This is a genomic window from Mucilaginibacter sp. FW306-07-L (genome assembly GCF_058782065.1).
In genome coordinates, this window is the sequence record NZ_JBYSXI010000002.1 from 842,255 (window position 1) to 861,737 (window position 19,483).

A 19,483-nucleotide genomic window follows, 5' to 3' on the forward strand; every position below is an offset into this window, starting at 1 on the left:
ACAGAAAAATCTGCAGTTTCTACAATATAAGGTGCATTTGAAAAAGACGGAAAAACTAAAGAAGGATAAAGATGCGTTTTTTTCTCGGCTAGAAATGAGCCAAATAGTAAGCATAAAAAAATCACGATCTGCCATTGTAAATTAATCAATCTCATGAAAAAAAGAGAGTTATTGGTACCTTATAGTATGTCAAAATTTAAATTTACCGTATAGCCCATCCGTTGTTATGATTTCTAATTGTATGCGGTGGCAAGTATGTCAGGTTTGTTAAATCAATCAATCTCAGCAGATTGTTATCATTCTGATTTTCTAAATTCTTACAATTAATGTGTAAACGAAAAACTTAATTACTGCTGTAATCTAATTTACTTAAATTTATCTTTGTAAGATATTTAACAATCATAACTTAAAAAACATTCAATTATTAATCCCTCTTTTCATTACCTTAACAAACAATTTGGCGTACTGATCAACAATAGTTTCCCAAGAATACTTGCTCTCAATTTTTCTTGTATTATTCGAAAGGTATAATTGAAAGACACCTGAGGCCTTTTCTGTAGAATCTAAAATAGCTGAAATATCGCTAGATGTGTTAAAATAGAATGCATCCCCTTCTAAAATATATTGATTAAATGGATTATTTTGAGCGCAAATAAGGCTATTAGAAGCCATTGCCTCTAATAAAGATGGATTTGTTCCGCCGACTGTATGTCCATGAAAATAAACATTAGAATAATATCGGATATTATTCAATTTTTCGATATCGTAAATTCCGCCCAAAAACACTACCCGAGTATCAGTAAACTTGTCCATCAAGTATTTGCCGTATTTGGTGTTATTCTTTCCTATCACTAAAAATTTCCGGGAAGAAGTTGATTTGACAACCCCCTCTAAAATGACTTCAATACTATTTTCGGGCTCTAGCCTTGCAATTAGTACGTTGTAATTAAATACATCCAATCCATATTCTTTTAATATTTCGCTTCTGCTATTAGTAAATAAATTTGCTCCATACGGAATATACGTTGACTCTTCTTTATAGGTATCAAAAATGTATTTTTGTATTCCGATAGAATCTGAAACTAAGTGATCGGAGAATTTAATACCCAAATATTCTGCATACTTCAAAAATCGCTTAACAGCATTCGGATATTTCGTACGTTTCCATTCCAAACCATCCATGTTTGTAATAACTTGCGCTTTTTTTGGAAGCAAGCGTCCCCAAACGGAACTACTTGTATAACCAAGCTGTAAAATGATATCGACATTGCGCTTTCTGATATCAAGTATACAATTAAGATCATAAATGAATTGCCCAACTGTACCAAATTTCTCTTCGGGATCATAACAATGTATTATTTTTACCTGGTTCCATTCACTGTGTTGGTACGGGTGATTATGTGAGTTATAAACGTAAACTTCGAAACCACGATTTATCAAGCCTAACGCTAAATATTCGGCACATTGCTCAAATCCGCCATAGTGATTGGGTATGCCTCTAGTACCTAATATTGCTATCTTTATTTTCTTTTCGCTATGCATGAATAAATTGTTCTCTATTTTTTATTACTCTCGCAGGCACGCCGGCGGCCACACTGTTGTCTTCAAGTGACTTGTTTACCACTGATCCTGCTGCGATAACACATCCTTTACCTATTATAACACCGTCTAATATAGTTACATTAGAGCCTATCCAGCAATTATCTCCTATCTTAACCCCTAATCGAGTTACACCTTGATCTTTTATGTTTACGTTCAACTCATTAAAAATATGATTTTCAGAAAAGATTTTTACTCCTGGACCAAAAATCACATTAGATCCGATAGTTATACCGCCTTGCCCTGCAAAATAAGCTCCGGCGTTAATACCCGTATTATTCCCTATCTTTATTCCCTTTCCTACATTGGCTATTACCCCCGTGCAAACTATTGTCGCACTTCTACCAATCGATACATTGTCCCCTATTGAAATTCCCTCAGTGGACAAAGCGTTGATAAACGAATAGTCACCTAATATAAAATTTTTTCCAACGCGAAGCTTATTTGCATGTTTAACATCTGTAGAGTGGCCAACAAAAAGTAAACCTTTAGATTTCTTCAGATAGATTTTAAGGAATATTCCTCTTATGGCTTGTAAAAATCTTTCTGAAACTATAATGATTAAATCATAAGTGGAGTAATTATTATTCCATCGATAGTTATTATCACCCTTTATTTTTTTAATGATTTTTTCGATTATCATAAAAGCACTTATTACAAACTCTTGAAAACCAAGTCCAAAATATTATCAGTTTTATATTTCCAGGTATGCGTTGATGGAAGGATGGCCTTTTCCTTTTTTTCTAAAGCCTTTGTAATACATGCTGAAAACTGTTCCTTATCATTCGCTATGAAAATAAAATCCTTAACATCAGGCATACCTCCGCCAGTGGTACCAACTGAACTAAGCCCAGCAGCTATGTATTCGTAGACCTTAATACTATCTACTCCACTTTCAAGATGATTAGTTACATACGGTACAATTCCAACATCAAAGTTGCAGACATAAGATGGATATTGTCCGTATTGCTTGTCTCCAAGGTAATAAACATTTGGAGCTTTGGAAATTTTGGAAAAAACCAATTTATCAAGTATCTGACCTACAATAACAAAGCTTTTGTCTGGATGATTTGCAACACAATAGTTGAACAAATCATAATCAAATAGATGAGTTACTTTACCACCAAATCCGATACGAGGCTTTCTCACTTGAACCAAATCTGAAGGAACGGCATATTCTTTTGTAAATAATTCTAAATCCACACCATTTTTAACTAGGAAGCAATTATGTTGATTATAGTTCTTTTTATAATAATCAACATTTTTGGTGGAATTCGTTGTCCAACATCTCGTAGCGCTCACTAATTCGTTATATAATACAACCAACTTATCAACGATTTTACGGTTATTGGGAAAGAAAATTAAATTATCATACGCATCAAAAACTACATTTTCTTTAGGAAATTTTCTTAAGAAACTATATGAAAAAATATTATTTGAAAAAATTTGAAAATCTGTAATAGATAGCAACCGCGTTGATTCTTGGAAGAAATCAAATAATTCCCGATAGCCAAAGCTGCGAAGAGCCCACAACCTCTTTTCAGTTACCGGCGTAATAATATCCGTTGTGATATAATCTATAACAAAAGCTTTCTCAGAAATTTTATAAAGTTTAAGGCCACCTTTCTTCAAGATTACGGTGCCATTTATCTCAAGCTTCTTTTTATTTATTAACAGCTCAGGTAAAGAAGTAGGTCTATTAACTATTATCAAATTATGAATTGCCTTATTGGACATAAAATGTCTAACAAGATGTGAATCACGAGTTCTCGAGCCTTCCGCCTCGATTTTACGCCAGTCGTGATACGGAATGCAAACTAAGTTCATTTTTATGTGTTTTAAAGTATTTTGAATCTTTAAGAATAAAAAATGCCAAAACTATATTGAAAGAAAGGTCACTCAATGTGTTTGTGAAGAACGAATAAACTAACACTAATCCTAACCAAAGCAGCCTATGATCTTTGAATGAATAATGCCTTACATAAACTGCTGTATAAATTAGTATAACGCTGATAACACCCAAAACTCCTATGTCGTTATAAAACCAAATATACTGACTAAAATTTGTAACCGATTTAAATTGTCCGGTCATTGGATTAAAATAATCGTACGGACCGTTGCCTAAAACAAAGACTTCTTTAGTCGCATAATAAGCAACGATTTCATTCCTATCAGCAATTCTTGCATCGACCTTTCTTTGAATATCGTTAGCGTCCTGTTCTCGATCTAACTTCTTATCAAAAAATTCAACTCTTTCATTGAAAGCTTCGTTGAGTGCAGGGGTAGCTAAAACAATTACATACAAAGCCGTTATACTTAGCATGGAAACAATTATAGTACCAACACTGATCTTGGAAGCGAAGTAATATACAAAAACCAAAAGTAACAAAAACAAAGAAATATTGGAATTGCTAACCGCGACTGTTACTGTAAACCAGATGATATAAAGCCTCTTTTTGGAGGCGGACATCCCATGCACTTGAAACAAAAGATAAATGATTAAGCTAATTAAAAGAAAACATAAACCATGATCGTTAGCCATAAAAAATGTTCCGAATGCTACATCTATTTCGTGCAAATCTCTCGCTGCACCGCTGGCTATTTGTGAAGAAAACGCTTTTTGAAAGATTATAACCGGCAGTTGAATGAGACCAATCCCAAAAAAAAAATTTAAAATTTGCGTTTCATCAATATGATTTATAACTCTTTGTGCAACGAATCTAAATATCGCTATTGGAACCATTGCAAACATAATGAAATACAATCCCAATAATGCAAATTGGGTCCGATTTAAAAGAGCTGAGGCCACAATTATAAAGGCCAAGTATATAAATGGATTATAATTTAAATGAGACTTTCGGCCTTTACTCATAGTAAGTGTGATAAGGAACATTGTAATCAAAAGCGTTCCAACTGTATTACTTAGGATGCCTTTATATTGCAGTGAACCACCTATTATAAATACAAAAACAAGTATGAAATAGAAAATCTGTTTATATCTTACCATACAGTCGCTGCTCTAATGCAATTATTCTCTGTTTGCTGGTTTACCAAATGAAATTTTGACTTCCTCTATCGAGCGAATAATGTTTAACATATATTGAACCACAAATACAGACCAACTATCAGCAAAAGACAGCATTTCTGTTTGTTGAAATACTTTGACCGGCGGCAATAAATACTTAATTAGTCGGTAGATCGCTTTTGTTCTCTTATCCCCTATCCAACCTGCGCGCCGACGTTCCTTCTTAATTAATTCCTTCATTTCATGCCTTGCGGGATGCTCTACAATTACCTCTCCACCAAAGTCAATTTTGAAATTAGCATCAAGCGCTCGCTTAGACCACTCAAAGTCCCCGCCTGACATTAAGCTATCGTTGAAGTTTCCGATAACATCAAACACAACTTTTCGAGCAAACATGTTTCCAGTAACGCTGTACCCTTTTTTTGCAGAAAGATGCTGCCTAAAAGCAAACACTTTCTCGTATAATTCTGCATTTGTTAACTTATCTCTTTTATAAAAAAGTACAATCCGTCCCGCTATTCGTGATAAATCTGTTCTCTTATTAAAAAATGCAATCCCGTTTCTTATCCAATCTTCTCGAGGCTTACAATCAGAGTCTGTAAATGCAAAAACATCACCTTTTGCCAAATTTATTGCAGCATTTCTAGCTGCATACGACCCTGGTTTTTCCACATCAATTACAAAACAATTCGACGGCTTCCAATAATTTTCAGGTTCAGGATTCAAAGGGTTATTATTGGCTACAATGATTTCGAATGATGTAGCGGGATAACTTTGTTTATATAATGCATTTAAGCAGAATGATAATCGTTCCCAGTCATTATAAGTTGGAATGATTACGGAAACAAAAGGCCTTGCTACATCCATCACTTTGGGTCAATAAGTTCAAAAACCATTTTCCACATTGACTTGGATAGATCCTTTTGCTTAACCCCTTCGCTTTTCAACTTGTCGGACAGAGCACTTGCTCTCGCAGGATCTAAAATTAAATCTAATTTTTCGTCTAGGCCTGTATCCGATACATTTACATCCACTAAGCCTTCCGAGAAACTATAATCTTTTAAAAGCATTTGATACTTATGGCTCCATCCAGTGGCTAAACATGGCGTGCCCTGCGACAAGCAGCTCACTAATCCATGAAATCTTGAAGTAATTACGGCTTCGCAAGCACCGATTATTCCCTTAACCTTTAATGGATCACTTTCAGATATAACGGGAATTGGAACCGACAGCTCTTGATTTATCTGATTGGCAATGCCTACATCCATTTTACTTTCATGAATCAAGAAAAATGGCTTGCCTCCACGCTGTTGAATCTTTTGGACCGCGCTTTTTAGCAAGGATAAATATGCTCCGCCATTATCCTCTGATGCCGTCTCAATCATTTTACTGTTAGGAATAATAGCAATTTTATTTACATTTCTATCGAAATCTTGAGGTACGATTCCCTTAATAAGATTGGTAAAATCCGGCTTTAAGAAAATGTTATTGGCTTGTGGAGATAGTTGTTTGATATAATCTAAAGAAATTTCATCTCTGGCAAATATCAAATTCGCATTTGCTGTGATAGTCTTCATCTGACTGATCAGATCAGAATTTGTGAACGGGCCAAGTGCTTGTGGCAACATAATTATCTTTTTTCCTTCTCTTCTCCAACCTTCAATGAAGTCACCAAGCCTTTGACCGGCCTTTTTTGCACCCCATTGATCACCAAATGCAAAACCAGATCCATCAAACACAATGTCAATTTCACTTGGACGAATATAACTATTTTCTCTTAGCCAAGTACCAGGCATTAAAGACAACCAGAATCCAATATTTATTTTATACTTTCTTTTATAAGTTTTAGTATAAAATCCGTTTTCTAAATGCTTTTTTCTTGGTGCTCTGGCTGTATCCTCCAAGACAAATTTGGCTTGAGGAAATTGTTTTTTTACTTGTTCAACTATTGCAAAGAGCATGAGTTCAGCACCTTTATTTACAAACTCGACACCCCTCAACTCAATGACTAATTCATTTTTTGTTTTCATATATTTTAATTATAAGTCCTGATCTGGGTTAAAGGTCTCTTAGCTGAATACGCTACCAATCCTTCAGGATCTGGATAGCCGATCCCCATACACATAATAGGTCGTTGATGACTTTTGAGTTTCAAAAACTTGTGCATCTTCCTTTCCCGACTTTCTATGTCCGGCCAATTAATGGCACAACTGCTCAATCCCATTGTTTCAAGCGCGAGCATAAATGACATTGCAGCTAACGACGCATCAATGTAAATTACATGTCGATCACGTTCATCAAAATAAGCATCGAGGTTGCCCACGAGTACTGCAAACACAGGTACACTATGGCCATAACCTTTTGTACCCATAGGTAGATTAACTCCCGCTTTAACGAGCTCGGTGTCATCAAATACACGGAATTCAAATGGCTGCCTATTGCAAGCGCTAGGAGCTTCGTTAGCTGCCAAGATTGCCTTGTCAATTAATTCACGAGGGACACAGTCAGAGAGGAACCAACGAACCGATCTTCGTTGTTTCGTCAGTTTGTAGAATTCATCAAAAGAAATATCGGCACCCCTAGGGGAGCGATAATAGGGTATAAATTTAGCTTCATTTTCTTCAACCGTAATTGATAAATCTTTTTTTCCCACCTTCTCGTAAAAACATTCACCTAGCTTTTTTATTTCCGGATCTTCGGAAGCAGATTGAAAATATTCAGTTAAGACGTCTTTGAACCATTTCATTTGCCTATTATCAGCAATAAGCTTCTCATCATAAAGGCCTAAAAAACTATCTAAGGTCTCCTGAATATAATCTTTTCCAAAAACGTTTCTCTTGGGTCGCATTAATAAGCCTTTTTCTAGTCTATGCGTGTTTCTAACAAGCAAAAAATAATTGGCTTTTAATCTTTTTGCCTCTTCTATATGTTTAACTTTCCCGCTAAGCACAGCCTGGCATTCTCTAATAAAAGATTGATCAAAAATAATGTAGTAGAGCATCGACAAGTAACGGTTTCTATAGCATAATCTCGATATGTCTTCCTGTACAATTTTTGTAATGGTACGCTTCACTGGGCGTAAAATCTTTTTTATCATGTCAATTGTGGTTTAAAAGATCCTGATTTTATTTGTCTGACTAATTTCTTGATTTCCTTATGTATCATCAGCCAAAGTATGGTCAAGTAAAGCACTGCAAAAAAAACTGATACTAAATAAAAATTTAAATGCAGAATGTAATAGCCTCCATAGGCAAACCCTCCACTTGTGAGCGCAGCAAGACTAGGTTCCTTGATGGACGCAAGAAGTTCGAATGAGTTAATTTTAAGGCTTAAAAACAACTTAAAAGTGAATTGTGCTATGATTACCGCGATTATTTTGTTGATTAATATTGCCCATGCAGCTCCAATGATCCCGTAAAAAACGATGCCGAATGTCAAAGAAGGAATAAAGATAACTGCTTTAAGAATTTGTAAATTCATTTCGAGTTTAGGTTTACCAATACCTCGAATCAATGCTGTATTACTGTTTACAAGCATGTGAATCATTACGGAAACAGAAAGGATCTCAAGCGGGGAAATACTAGCCATCCATTTATTCCCAAAAAAAAGTAGAATAATCGGCTTTGCTAGAACTAAAAACCACATCATGATCGGATAGATCGCCACAGCATTATAGCGTATGACCGCTAAATAAGCTAGTTTCAATGAATCAACATTATCCTGCTTTTTACCGTATAAAGGATACATTACATTGTTTATAACGCTCATTAAACGGGATCTAAAGGTATCCGTTAACGTAAATGCCAGCGTATAAACGCCTAGCATTTCCGCGTTGAGCATTTTTCCTATCAACAAGTAATCGATATTATTAATGAAGTAATTAATTACATTCGTGCCTGTGGTGAATATCCCAAAACCAAAAATATCTTTAAAGGCGATTTTGTCCCATTTAAAAGAAGGAAACCAATTAGTGGCTAAAAAGTAAAATGGCACTGGTATTATTACGCTTCCAAGCGCATTAACAGCCAATGACCATATCCCCACTCCAGAGTAAGCTAAAACTAGGGCAAGAACACCGGCAACAAAGCTAGACATAGTGTCTATTTTCGCCATTTTTTTAAAATCCATCGATTTAGTCAACTGCGCTTTATTAACCAAATTCATTGGTCCAACCAAAATGCCAATACTAAGTATGGGAATTAGTTTTGAAAGCACGGGTTCTTTATAAAAATTCGCCGCAAATGGAGCGACACCAAATGAAATCAATACAAAAAGAAAAATCGACCATCCAATACCTGTCCAAAAGGCTGTATGGTAATGTTCATTTCTAATGTCCTCTTCTTTACGTTGAACAAGCGCTGCGCCGACGCCAAGATCATTCAACACTTGAACCAATCCAATCACTACAGTTGCCATACCTACAACTCCAAATTCTTTTGGAAATAATATTTTAGCTAGAACTAGTCGGACAATAAATGAAAAGCCCTGATTGACGACCACTTGGACACCATTCCAGATTATCCCGCTTAATACTTTATTTCGCAGGTTTTTCATCTCGTTAAACAATTACTGAATTGCATCATTATTTAGAACCAAAAATTTTGCCCCATAAGGTTTTTCGCTCGTTTTCACTGACACCATAACCATATCCATATCCATATCCGTAACCGTAACCGTAACCGTAACCGTAACCGCCGCTTGTTATAATGTCGTTAACAACAATTGCCATCTTATCCATTTTTCCATTGTCTGATAGGTCTCTAATGATTTGCAACTGATGTTTATAAGTATACTTTTGACGAATTAAATAAATGGTTCTATGGGCAAACTTATATAATATTTGTGCATCGGTTACTAACCCTATCGGCGGCGCGTCCATGATGATATAATCAAACTCTGCCGCAAGCGCCATCATTAATTTAGACATTTTTTCGCTCATCAATAACTCAGCTGGATTGGGAGGAATAGCGCCCGAAGCAAACACAAAAAGATTTTCGCTAACTCCGGAACTCAATATGTAATCTTTGAAATTATCCTGGTTAGATACTATATAATTACTAATACCACGATCATTAACTAACCCTAAATTTGAGGATAACCGGGGCTTACGCAAGTCTAGTTCCATAACCAACACTTTTTTACCTGATATGGCTAGGGCCATTCCAAGGTTTACTGCAGTAAAAGATTTGCCTTCTCCTGACATACTTGAAGTGAATAATATATTTTTTTCACCCTGTGAGAGCAAAAACTGTACGTTTGTACGAAGTCCACGGAATTGCTCTGATATAATTGACCTTGAATTAGTTTTTACAACAATGCTATCGGTTGAATCAGCGTGACTAATTTCACCAATTATCGGAATAGAAACAACTTTTTCAATGTCGTCTTTAGTCTGAATCCTTGTATTTAACAATTCATTTATATAAATTCTGGCCAATGGTAGCAAAAATCCTAAAATTAAAGCAATAGACCATACCATGGTTCGCTTCGGTGCAAAAGGCTCGTATTCAGATTTCGGCGGATCTATTAAGCGACCGTTTGAAATGTTAGACATTTTCGAAATTTCCGTTTCCTCACGCTTCTGGAGCAAAATTAAATAGATCGCTTGTTTCAAGTTTTGTTGTCGAGCGAGATTCAAATAATTTCTTTCTTGAGCAGGAACCTTACGAATGCCAGCTTCCATCCTATTGTTGGTTGCATTCAATCTTTGACGAGAGATGATCAGCGCTTTTTTTGAGCTTCGTAGATTAGACAACATATCCCCTCTAATTGAAGCAATTGTTTGGTCTAGATTTTGTATGACAGAACTATTTTCTGAATATGACAACAATTGCCGTTCCCGCTCAATCATCATATTATTGTATCGCTCGATTAAACCTGTAAATACAATATCTCCTGCTACTGCAGCTGCCGGGAGTACTCTTTTGTTCAATTTATCATCTTGCAAGTACTGCTCCAAGCTGTTGAAAATGCTAATCTGCGTTTCGATTTCTGCAAGTCTATTAAGATATTCACTGCTATTGGTAACTAAAAGCTTAGATTGCTCAGTTATATCAGCTAGGTTATTACGTTGTTTAAAACCCTGAATATCACCTTCAACATCTCCTAATTCTTTACTTATTAGATATAGTCTATTCTGTATAAACGTGATCGTACTATCTGCAACTCGGTTTTTATTTTGAATATTTTGTTGTATGTATTTCTCAACTATTTTATTTAATATATCTTCACCTTTTTTTGGTATTGGATGATCAACTACAAGGTTAACTACACTGACCTGTTTATTTGGAATCTCAACTTTAAGGTTAGTCCTTAAATCATCGACTGTCCGATCTAAGGAAGCAATTCTAACTTTCAAATCGCCTTTAAACTTTGTAATGAGTTTAGGATTTATCCTCACGCTTATGACACCTACACCTGGAACTGTAAAATGCTGTCCGAATTTCAAATTTTGGGACTTTTCGCTTTTAGATGCACTATCGACATAAGTCGCCTTAAAAGTCGGCTTAGTTAAATCAGTTAAAAAAATTTCCGTGGTTAAAATAGAATCTCTAGTTTGTATTCCATCGATTATTACGGGCGCTTCATATAACTCCTGCTGACCGATATGACCAACTTCATAATACGTAAAGTTGAGTTTTAGTTCCTTGCAAACTTGCTCAATCAGAAACCTTGTTTTTAAAATTTCTGCTTCATTATCAACACTACTCTTGCTATTAATCAGGCCACTAAGATCTCCCAGAATTTCGTTTGACGCCATCGCCCCACCCTTTTGATCATCAGTCACGAGTAAACTGGCGTTTACTTTATAAAGAGGCGTCTTATACCTTAGATAAATGAATGCGCAAAACAAGCAAATTGAAACACTTAATAGAAATATCCACCAATCATTTAGTGCTCGTGATAGATATTTAACAACATCGAAACCCTCTTCTTCATTAACAGATGAATTTCCAGCGATATTTGACTTGGGCATTTTTTTTGATTATAAACGAGATATTAAGACAATAAGCACCGATAATACAGTACCAGCGATCGCAATAGTTTGTGTTCTGGCGGCGTTGTTTGCAGCCACCTTAGCGTCGTTGGGTTCAACATATATTACATCTTTTTGTCTCAAGTAGAAATAAGGGGATTTCAAAGTTTCTGATGAATTCAAGTTTAATCGAACTATCTGTTTTGCATTTCCATTATCACGTATTAACATTACATTTTCACGTTTTCCGTAAATAGTTAAATCACCTGCTAGGCCAAGTGCATCCAAAACACTTACCTTTTCATTTGGAACTGTGTAAGTCGCAGGTCTATTTACTTCACCAAGTACCGTAATTTTATAGTTTACAAATCTAACCTGCACTGCCGGCTTTTTATATTCGTTTTCAGCTAATTTACGTATAGAATCTCTGGCCTGGGTGGTAGTTAATCCAGCTACCTTTACTTTCCCAATCAACGGAAATTCTATAAAACCTTCTCGATCCACTAAAAAGCCCGTGATCATTTGATTACCAATAGTACCAGCCGTACTAGTACCAACCGAACTAGCTGTATTACCTTGATTGACGCTGTTTGTCGCAGATGGGTCAGCAGATTGAATGGTAATGTTTAATATATCATCTGATTGAATAATTGGATCAATATATGGAGCTGAAGCAATTTCTCTCAAGATTGATGTATCTGACAAATCTTTAAAGTAAACAACATTTTTATTTGTTTTGCAAGAAAAGATGCTCAGCAGTCCCAGCCACAATAGCGCATTAAAAAATATTTTATTCATGTAAAAGATCGATATTAAATAGTAAATAATAAATAATAATTTGACAGGTTATAGTCACCTTTACTTCGATTACAACATAGTAAATTTCATCATTTTTCACAGAAGATGAAACAAACAATAACTCAATTATGTGCAAAAATTCTTTTCCTATTTAATACTTTGCACTAAAGCTGACTATACTAAAAGTCACATAACATTTATTTACCGATTGTATAAACTTTAAAACCGATCTCCGTTAATGCAGACGAATCTATAATACTGCGGCCGTCAAATACAAAAGCAGGCTTTTTCATGTTGTCGAAAATCCGTTTCCAGTCATATCCCTTAAACTCATCCCACTCGGTTAGTATAGCAATGGCATGCGCATCTTTACAAGCCTCATACGGATCACTGAAGTTAGTAACCAGTTGCTTGTTTTTCTCAGCAGGGCGTGTTCCTAAGTAATCAAGGTCAAAAAACACTTGAGATTCCGGCACTTTCGGATCGTATACCGCAATACCTGCTTCTTCGTTCAACAAGGCATCAGCAACATAAATAGCAGCTGATTCACGGGTATCATTAGTGTCCTTTTTAAAGGCCCAGCCTAAAAATGCTATCTTTTTACCGGATACGGTATTGTACAGTGTTTTAACAATATTATTGGCAAAACGGCTTTTTTGGTGATCGTTCATGATGATCACCTGCTCCCAATAATCAGCAACCTCTTGCAAACCGTATGAACGGGCAATGTAAACCAGGTTTAAAATATCCTTTTGAAAACATGAACCACCAAAGCCTACTGATGCTTTTAAAAACTTAGGGCCGATACGGCTATCGGTACCGATAGAACGGGCAACCTCGGTTACATCAGCACCAGTACGCTCACACAGTTCAGACAGTGCATTGATAGATGATACACGCTGCGCCAGGAAAGCGTTCGCGGTAAGTTTTGATAATTCAGACGACCAAAGATTGGTAGTTAAAATACGCTCACGCGGTACCCAGTTTGCATACACATCAACAAGCGCGTTAAGGGCTTCTTGTCCTTCCGGAGTTGTGTCGCCACCGATCAGTACACGATCAGGCGCGTGCAGATCCTCTACCGCGGTACCTTCTGCCAAAAACTCCGGGTTTGAAAGTATCTGGTAGTTTACACCGTTACCGGTGTTTTGTAATATATTTTTAACCGCTTCGGCAGTACGTACCGGAAGCGTTGATTTTTCAACCACTATTTTATCATCCTTTGCAACACGTGCTATCTGGCGCGCGCAAAGTTCAATGTACTTTAAATCTGCAGCCATACCCTTACCGGCACCATAGGTTTTGGTAGGTGTATTTACTGAGATAAATATTAATTCAGCTTCATCTATAGCTTTATCAACTTCAGTTGAAAAAAACAGGTTGCGGCCACGGGCCTCAGCAACTACGGCAGAAAGGCCGGGCTCATAAACAGGAATATTTTCTGTATCAGGATCATTCCACGCGGCAATACGCGCTTCGTTAAGATCAACAACGGTAACTTTAATATGCGGACATTTTTGCGCTATTACCGCCATTGTAGGCCCGCCTACGTATCCGGCACCAATACAGCAAATTTTTGTAATTTTCTTGTTCATATATAGATTGAAGTGATTTATAAAGCTTGAGGTATATTACTGTATAAAATAATTATTATCAATTTATTAAGCAATGCAAATAAGCATGGTACGACTGCGCTAAGATAGATATTAAATTAAATATTTTCACTAAAGCAGAAAAAAAAGCAAAATAAATTTATTTTTATGCTTGTTTAATTATCAATATCGCAAACACGGGTGTTTAAACCAATGCTCGATAAGTATACGTAATAATAAACACTTTGTTGTAAACAGGGCCATATTATTGTTATATGTATTACACACCAAATAATTCCTGGTTACGGAATTCGTAATTTTTCACCTCGTCATAAACATCCTTCCATAAGCGTGCATCCTGGAAGCCCTGTAAATGTTTGTCGTGGTGAAAATCAGTAGCGGCAAGTGAGTAAACGCCCTCTTTAAGCAAACGTAAGGCAGTCTGCTTAACCTCACGCCCATAGTATCCGGTAACTGAAAGCAGGTTGAGTTGCAGTAAACAGCCCATATCCTTAAACCGCTTTATTTTTTCGGGTTTGTGGTGGTAAAAGTTATAACGCTCGGGGTGAGCGAGAATAGGCTTGTAGCCCTGAACATTCAATTCAAAAACATAACTCTCAATATCCGGCGTTTCAGACAGGTATGACATTTCGATAAGCAGATGCTTGTTAGGCAACTCCATCATACTTTCTTCGGCGTTCATCAACGGGCCAAAATCATTATCAACCATATATTCAGCCGCGGCAGATACGCTTACGCCAAGGTGTTTGATCTCTTCAGCAGCCAGTACCTTGTTTAACGCACCCGTTATGGTATTACGGTTATTAGGATGCACCTCCATAAAGATGTGAGGCGTGCAGATAAATTTATTAAAGCCAAGCTGATTTAGCGCCGTTATATAAGTGATGCTTGATTCCAGATCAGGCGATCCGTCATCTATTCCGGGCAGTAAATGAGAGTGAATATCTGTACCCAACCAGTCAAACCGCACATCAGGCAACGCCTTTTTCTTAAAAAAACTGAACATAAATTCTAATAAAACTGGAAAGTTACATTTAGGTTTTTATTACCCTAAAAATAACAAAGCCTTCCATATAAACGGAAGGCTTTGTTAAATAATTATCCGGCAAAGTTATTATGCTTCAACGTCCTCTGTTTTAGAGGCCATCAGGCGGTCAAACTCTTCCTGGGAACCTACGCGGATATTTTCGTACTCGCGTAAACCGGTACCTGAAGGGATCAGGTGACCAACGATAACGTTCTCTTTCAAACCAAGCATTTTATCACGTTTACCAGCGATTGCAGCCTCGTTCAGAACCTTGGTAGTTTCCTGGAACGATGCAGCCGAGATAAACGACTTAGTGCCTAATGATGCCCTGGTGATACCTTGCAGTATAGGGCTTGATGTTGCCGCGATGGCATCCCTCACCTCTACCAGTTTCATATCACGGCGTTTAAGCGCGGAGTTTTCATCACGCAGTTTACGTAATGAGATGATCTGACCGGCTTTAAGCGTGGTTGAATCACCCGGCTCAACAACAACTTTCTTATCGAATATGTCGTCATTCTCCAGCATGAAATCCCAGCTATCAACAGATTCTCTTTCAAGGAAACGGGTATCACCTGCATCCTCAATAGATACTTTTTGCATCATTTGGTGAACGATAACCTCAAAGTGCTTATCGTTAATTTTCACACCCTGCAAACGGTAAACCTCTTGTATACCATTCACCAGGTACTCCTGCACTGCTGCAGGGCCTTTAATGGCCAATATATCGGCAGGAGATATTGAACCGTCAGACAATGGCATACCTGCTTTTATAAAGTCATTATCCTGTACAAGGATGTGCTTTGAAAGTGGTACCAGGTATTTTTTAACCTGACCATCTTTTGATTCAATGCTGATCTCACGGTTACCACGTTTAACACCACCTAAAGTTACCACACCGTCAATTTCAGTTACAACGGCAGGGTTTGATGGGTTACGTGCTTCAAACAACTCGGTTACACGTGGTAAACCACCTGTAATATCTCGTGTTTTACCTGTTGAACGTGGGATCTTAGCGATAACTTGTCCTGTTTTAAGCTTCTCACCTTCATCAACCGCGATGTGCGCACCAACCGGGATGTTATATCCTTTGATGATCTCACCTTTGTTATCAGCTACCTGGATAACCGGGTTCTTGGTTTTATCCCTGGTATCGATAATAACTTTTTCACGGTGACCGGTTTGCTCGTCAGATTCTTCACGGAAAGTGATGCCTTCTAACACGGCCTCAAACCTGGCAGTACCAGCAAACTCCGATATAATAACCGCGTTGTACGGATCCCATGAACAGATACGGTCGCCTTTAGTAATCTTGCTGCCATCCTTAGCATACAGGTATGCACCATAAGGGATGTTGTTGGTCATGATCACTTTATTGCTTCCGGCCTCAATAATGCGGAACTCGCCAGAACGGCCTAATACCACATCAACCGGTCCTTCTTCTGTTTCATACTGTACCGTACGAACATTCTCAAATTCAATTACACCATCAAACTTAGCATTGATCTGTGATTCAGCCGCGATGTTTGATGCCGTACCACCCACGTGGAAGGTACGAAGTGTTAACTGTGTACCCGGCTCACCGATTGACTGTGCGGCAATTACACCCACAGCTTCACCTTTTTGCACGCGCTTACCGCTTGCAAGGTTACGGCCGTAGCAAAGCGCGCACACACCGCGTTTGCTTTCGCATGTTAATACCGAACGTATTTCGATACCTTCAAGCGGTGAATTTTCGATCTTTTTACCGATCTCCTCAGTAATGTCCTGACCGGCTGATACCAACAATTCGTTAGTAATAGGGTCGGTAACATCATGCAGTGAGGTACGGCCTAAAATACGATCGTATAATGGCTCTACAATATCCTCGTTATCTTTCAGCGCTGTGGTGTAGATACCTCTTAAAGTACCGCAATCCACTTCACCTACGATCATATCCTGGGCAACGTCATGTAAACGACGGGTCAAGTAACCCGCATCCGCCGTTTTCAACGCCGTATCCGCCAAACCTTTACGGGCACCGTGGGTAGAGATAAAGTACTCTAATACCGAAAGGCCTTCTTTAAAGTTTGAAAGGATCGGGTTTTCGATGATCTCGCCACCTGAACCTGATTTTTGAGGCTTGGCCATCAAACCACGCATACCTGCAAGCTGACGGATCTGCTCTTTAGAACCACGTGCACCTGAGTCAAGCATCATATATACAGAGTTGAAGCCTTGGTTATCGGTAGACAGGATGTTCATTACATTCGCCGTTAAACGGTTGTTGATACGTGTCCAGATATCGATGATCTGATTGTAACGCTCGTTGTTAGTAATAAAACCCATATTATAGTTACCCATAACTTCTTCCACTTCTTTTGAAGCTTGTTCAATCAGCGTAACTTTTTCTTCCGGAATATTGATATCCTTCAGGTTAAATGATAAACCACCCTGGAATGCCATTTTGAAACCTAACTCCTTAATATCATCAAGGAACTGGGCGGCGCGTGCCATACCGGTGTTTTTAACTACCTCACCAATAATATCACGTAATGATTTTTTGGTAAGCAGTTCATTAATATAACCTACTTCTTCAGGCACATGCTGGTTAAACAGTACGCGGCCTACAGTAGTTTCAATCAATTTATTTACGATGCTGCCATCGCGCTCTTTAACGTTAGCTTTAACTTTAATAAAGGCGTGCAGGTCGATCTTCTTCTCGTTATAAGCGATAATTACCTCTTCGGCAGAGTAGAATGACAAGTCCTGGCCTTTAACCACGCGTGTTTCATCAGTTTTACGGCCTTTGGTTATGTAGTACAAACCAAGCACCATGTCCTGAGATGGTACGGTGATAGGCGTACCGTTAGCAGGGTTCAGGATGTTGTGTGATGCAAGCATCAATACCTGGGCCTCTAAAATAGCCGCGTTACCCAGCGGCACGTGAACCGCCATTTGGTCACCGTCAAAGTCGGCGTTGAACGCGGTACAGGTTAAAGGGTGCAACTGGATAGCTTTACCTTCAACCAAACGTGGCTGGAATGCCTGGATACCTAACCTGTGCAGCGTTGGCGCACGGTTTAATAATACAGGGTGCCCTTTAAGTACGTTCTCTAATATATCCCAAACTAATGGGTCTTTACGGTCAACAATCTTTTTGGCTGATTTTACTGTTTTAACCACACCACGCTCAATCATTTTGCGGATGATAAATGGTTTAAACAGCTCGGCCGCCATATCTTTAGGTAAACCGCACTCGTGTAATTTAAGGTTTGGCCCTACAACAATTACCGAACGGGCAGAGTAATCCACACGTTTACCTAATAAGTTTTGACGGAAACGGCCTTGTTTACCTTTCAGGATATCTGAAAGTGATTTAAGGGCACGGTTACCTTCAGTTTTTACCGCGTTAACTTTACGTGAGTTATCGAATAACGAATCCACAGCTTCCTGCAGCATACGTTTTTCGTTACGTAAGATCACTTCCGGTGCTTTGATCTCGATCAAACGTTTTAAACGGTTGTTACGGATAATTACACGGCGGTAAAGGTCATTTAAGTCTGACGTTGCGAAACGGCCACCTTCCAGTGGTACTAACGGACGCAATTCAGGCGGGATAACCGGAACGATCTTAACGATCATCCACTCCGGGTTATTCTCAATACGGGTTTTAGCATCACGGAAAGCCTCAACAACCTGCAGGCGTTTTAATGCCTCGTTTTTACGTTGTTGTGAAGTTTCGTTTGCTGCCTGATGACGCAGGTTATATGAAAGTGAATCCAGGTCAAGGCGTTTCAGTAATTCTTCAAGCGCCTCGGCACCCATCTTGGCCACAAATTTCTGTGGATCCTTATCGTCAAGGTACTGGTTCTCTTTCGGTAAAGTATCTAATACGTCAAGGTATTCTTCTTCAGTAAGGAAATCCATTTTCTGGATGCCGTCACCTTCTTTAATACCCGGCTGTATTACTACATATCTTTCGTAGTATATAATAAGGTCGAGCTTTTTGGTTGGTAAACCTAAAAGGTAACCTATTTTATTTGGTAATGAACGGAAGTACCAGATGTGCGCAACCGGAACCACTAAGTTAATGTGGCCCATACGCTCACGGCGTACTTTCTTCTCAGTTACTTCAACACCGCAGCGATCGCAAACGATGCCTTTGTAACGGATACGTTTGTATTTACCGCAATGGCACTCATAATCTTTAACCGGACCGAAGATACGTTCGCAAAATAAACCATCACGCTCAGGCTTGTAAGTCCTGTAGTTGATGGTTTCCGGCTTTAAAACCTCACCGCTTGAACGCTCAAGTATTGACTCCGGAGAAGCCAGACTGATCGTAATGCTGGTGAAATTACTTTTGATTTTATTATCCTTTTTGTAAGACATAGTCCCCTTTGATTTTAATTATTGAAGGATTTAATTACTGAATTATTGATTTTTTAAAGCACTGAATTAAA

General features: G+C 38.0%; 13 protein-coding genes. All 13 read right to left on the reverse strand.

All coding sequences use genetic code 11. The annotated features are described in order from the left end of the window. Positions 1-417 precede the first annotated feature (417 nt). Positions 418-1,542 carry a DUF1972 domain-containing protein gene (locus tag AC3WJC_RS13920; protein WP_492399716.1) on the reverse strand — a complete coding sequence of 375 codons (1,125 nt, stop codon included), beginning with the start codon at positions 1,540-1,542 and terminating at the stop codon, positions 418-420. Next, the gene (locus tag AC3WJC_RS13925; protein WP_492399717.1) at positions 1,535-2,242 is read right to left on the reverse strand and encodes an acyltransferase; all 708 of its coding nucleotides are present in this window, start codon (positions 2,240-2,242) and stop codon (positions 1,535-1,537) included. Before AC3WJC_RS13925 ends, AC3WJC_RS13920 begins: the two co-directional genes overlap by 8 nt. 11 nt (positions 2,243-2,253) lie before the next feature. Continuing rightward, positions 2,254-3,336 (reverse strand): glycosyltransferase, encoded by a 1,083-nt coding sequence (locus tag AC3WJC_RS13930; RefSeq protein WP_492399718.1) that lies wholly within the window; start codon positions 3,334-3,336, stop codon positions 2,254-2,256. A 52-nt stretch (positions 3,337-3,388) separates the two neighbouring features. Next, the gene (locus AC3WJC_RS13935; protein WP_492399719.1) at positions 3,389-4,471 is read right to left on the reverse strand and encodes a hypothetical protein; all 1,083 of its coding nucleotides are present in this window, start codon (positions 4,469-4,471) and stop codon (positions 3,389-3,391) included. Between the two features lie 156 nt (positions 4,472-4,627). Further along, on the reverse strand, positions 4,628-5,491 hold the full coding sequence (locus tag AC3WJC_RS13940; protein WP_492399720.1) for a glycosyltransferase family 2 protein: 864 nt from the start codon (positions 5,489-5,491) through the stop codon (positions 4,628-4,630). Further along, positions 5,491-6,654, reverse strand: coding sequence for a polysaccharide pyruvyl transferase family protein (locus AC3WJC_RS13945; protein WP_492399721.1), 1,164 nt, complete (start codon positions 6,652-6,654; stop codon positions 5,491-5,493). Before AC3WJC_RS13945 ends, AC3WJC_RS13940 begins: the two co-directional genes overlap by 1 nt. Before the next feature lie 5 nt (positions 6,655-6,659). Beyond that, complete coding sequence (locus AC3WJC_RS13950) at positions 6,660-7,721, reverse strand: nitroreductase family protein (RefSeq protein ID WP_492399722.1); 1,062 nt, start codon at positions 7,719-7,721, stop codon at positions 6,660-6,662. Then, a complete protein-coding gene (locus AC3WJC_RS13955) occupies positions 7,718-9,178 on the reverse strand; it encodes a lipopolysaccharide biosynthesis protein (RefSeq protein WP_492399723.1) in 1,461 nt (486 codons plus the stop codon). Before AC3WJC_RS13955 ends, AC3WJC_RS13950 begins: the two co-directional genes overlap by 4 nt. 28 nt (positions 9,179-9,206) lie before the next feature. Further along, positions 9,207-11,600, reverse strand: a complete 2,394-nt coding sequence (locus AC3WJC_RS13960; RefSeq protein ID WP_492399724.1) for a GumC family protein — start codon at positions 11,598-11,600, stop codon at positions 9,207-9,209. Between the two features lie 9 nt (positions 11,601-11,609). Further along, positions 11,610-12,398: a polysaccharide biosynthesis/export family protein gene (locus AC3WJC_RS13965; protein WP_492399725.1), complete on the reverse strand. Its 789-nt coding sequence runs from the start codon at positions 12,396-12,398 to the stop codon at positions 11,610-11,612. Positions 12,399-12,595: 197 nt separating this feature from the next. After that, positions 12,596-13,993, reverse strand: coding sequence for a UDP-glucose 6-dehydrogenase (locus AC3WJC_RS13970; protein WP_492399726.1), 1,398 nt, complete (start codon positions 13,991-13,993; stop codon positions 12,596-12,598). Between the two features lie 277 nt (positions 13,994-14,270). Beyond that, positions 14,271-15,017 (reverse strand): tyrosine-protein phosphatase, encoded by a 747-nt coding sequence (locus tag AC3WJC_RS13975; protein ID WP_492399727.1) that lies wholly within the window; start codon positions 15,015-15,017, stop codon positions 14,271-14,273. Between the two features lie 108 nt (positions 15,018-15,125). Next, a complete protein-coding gene (rpoC, locus tag AC3WJC_RS13980) occupies positions 15,126-19,412 on the reverse strand; it encodes a DNA-directed RNA polymerase subunit beta' (protein WP_492399728.1) in 4,287 nt (1,428 codons plus the stop codon). Positions 19,413-19,483 lie beyond the last annotated feature (71 nt).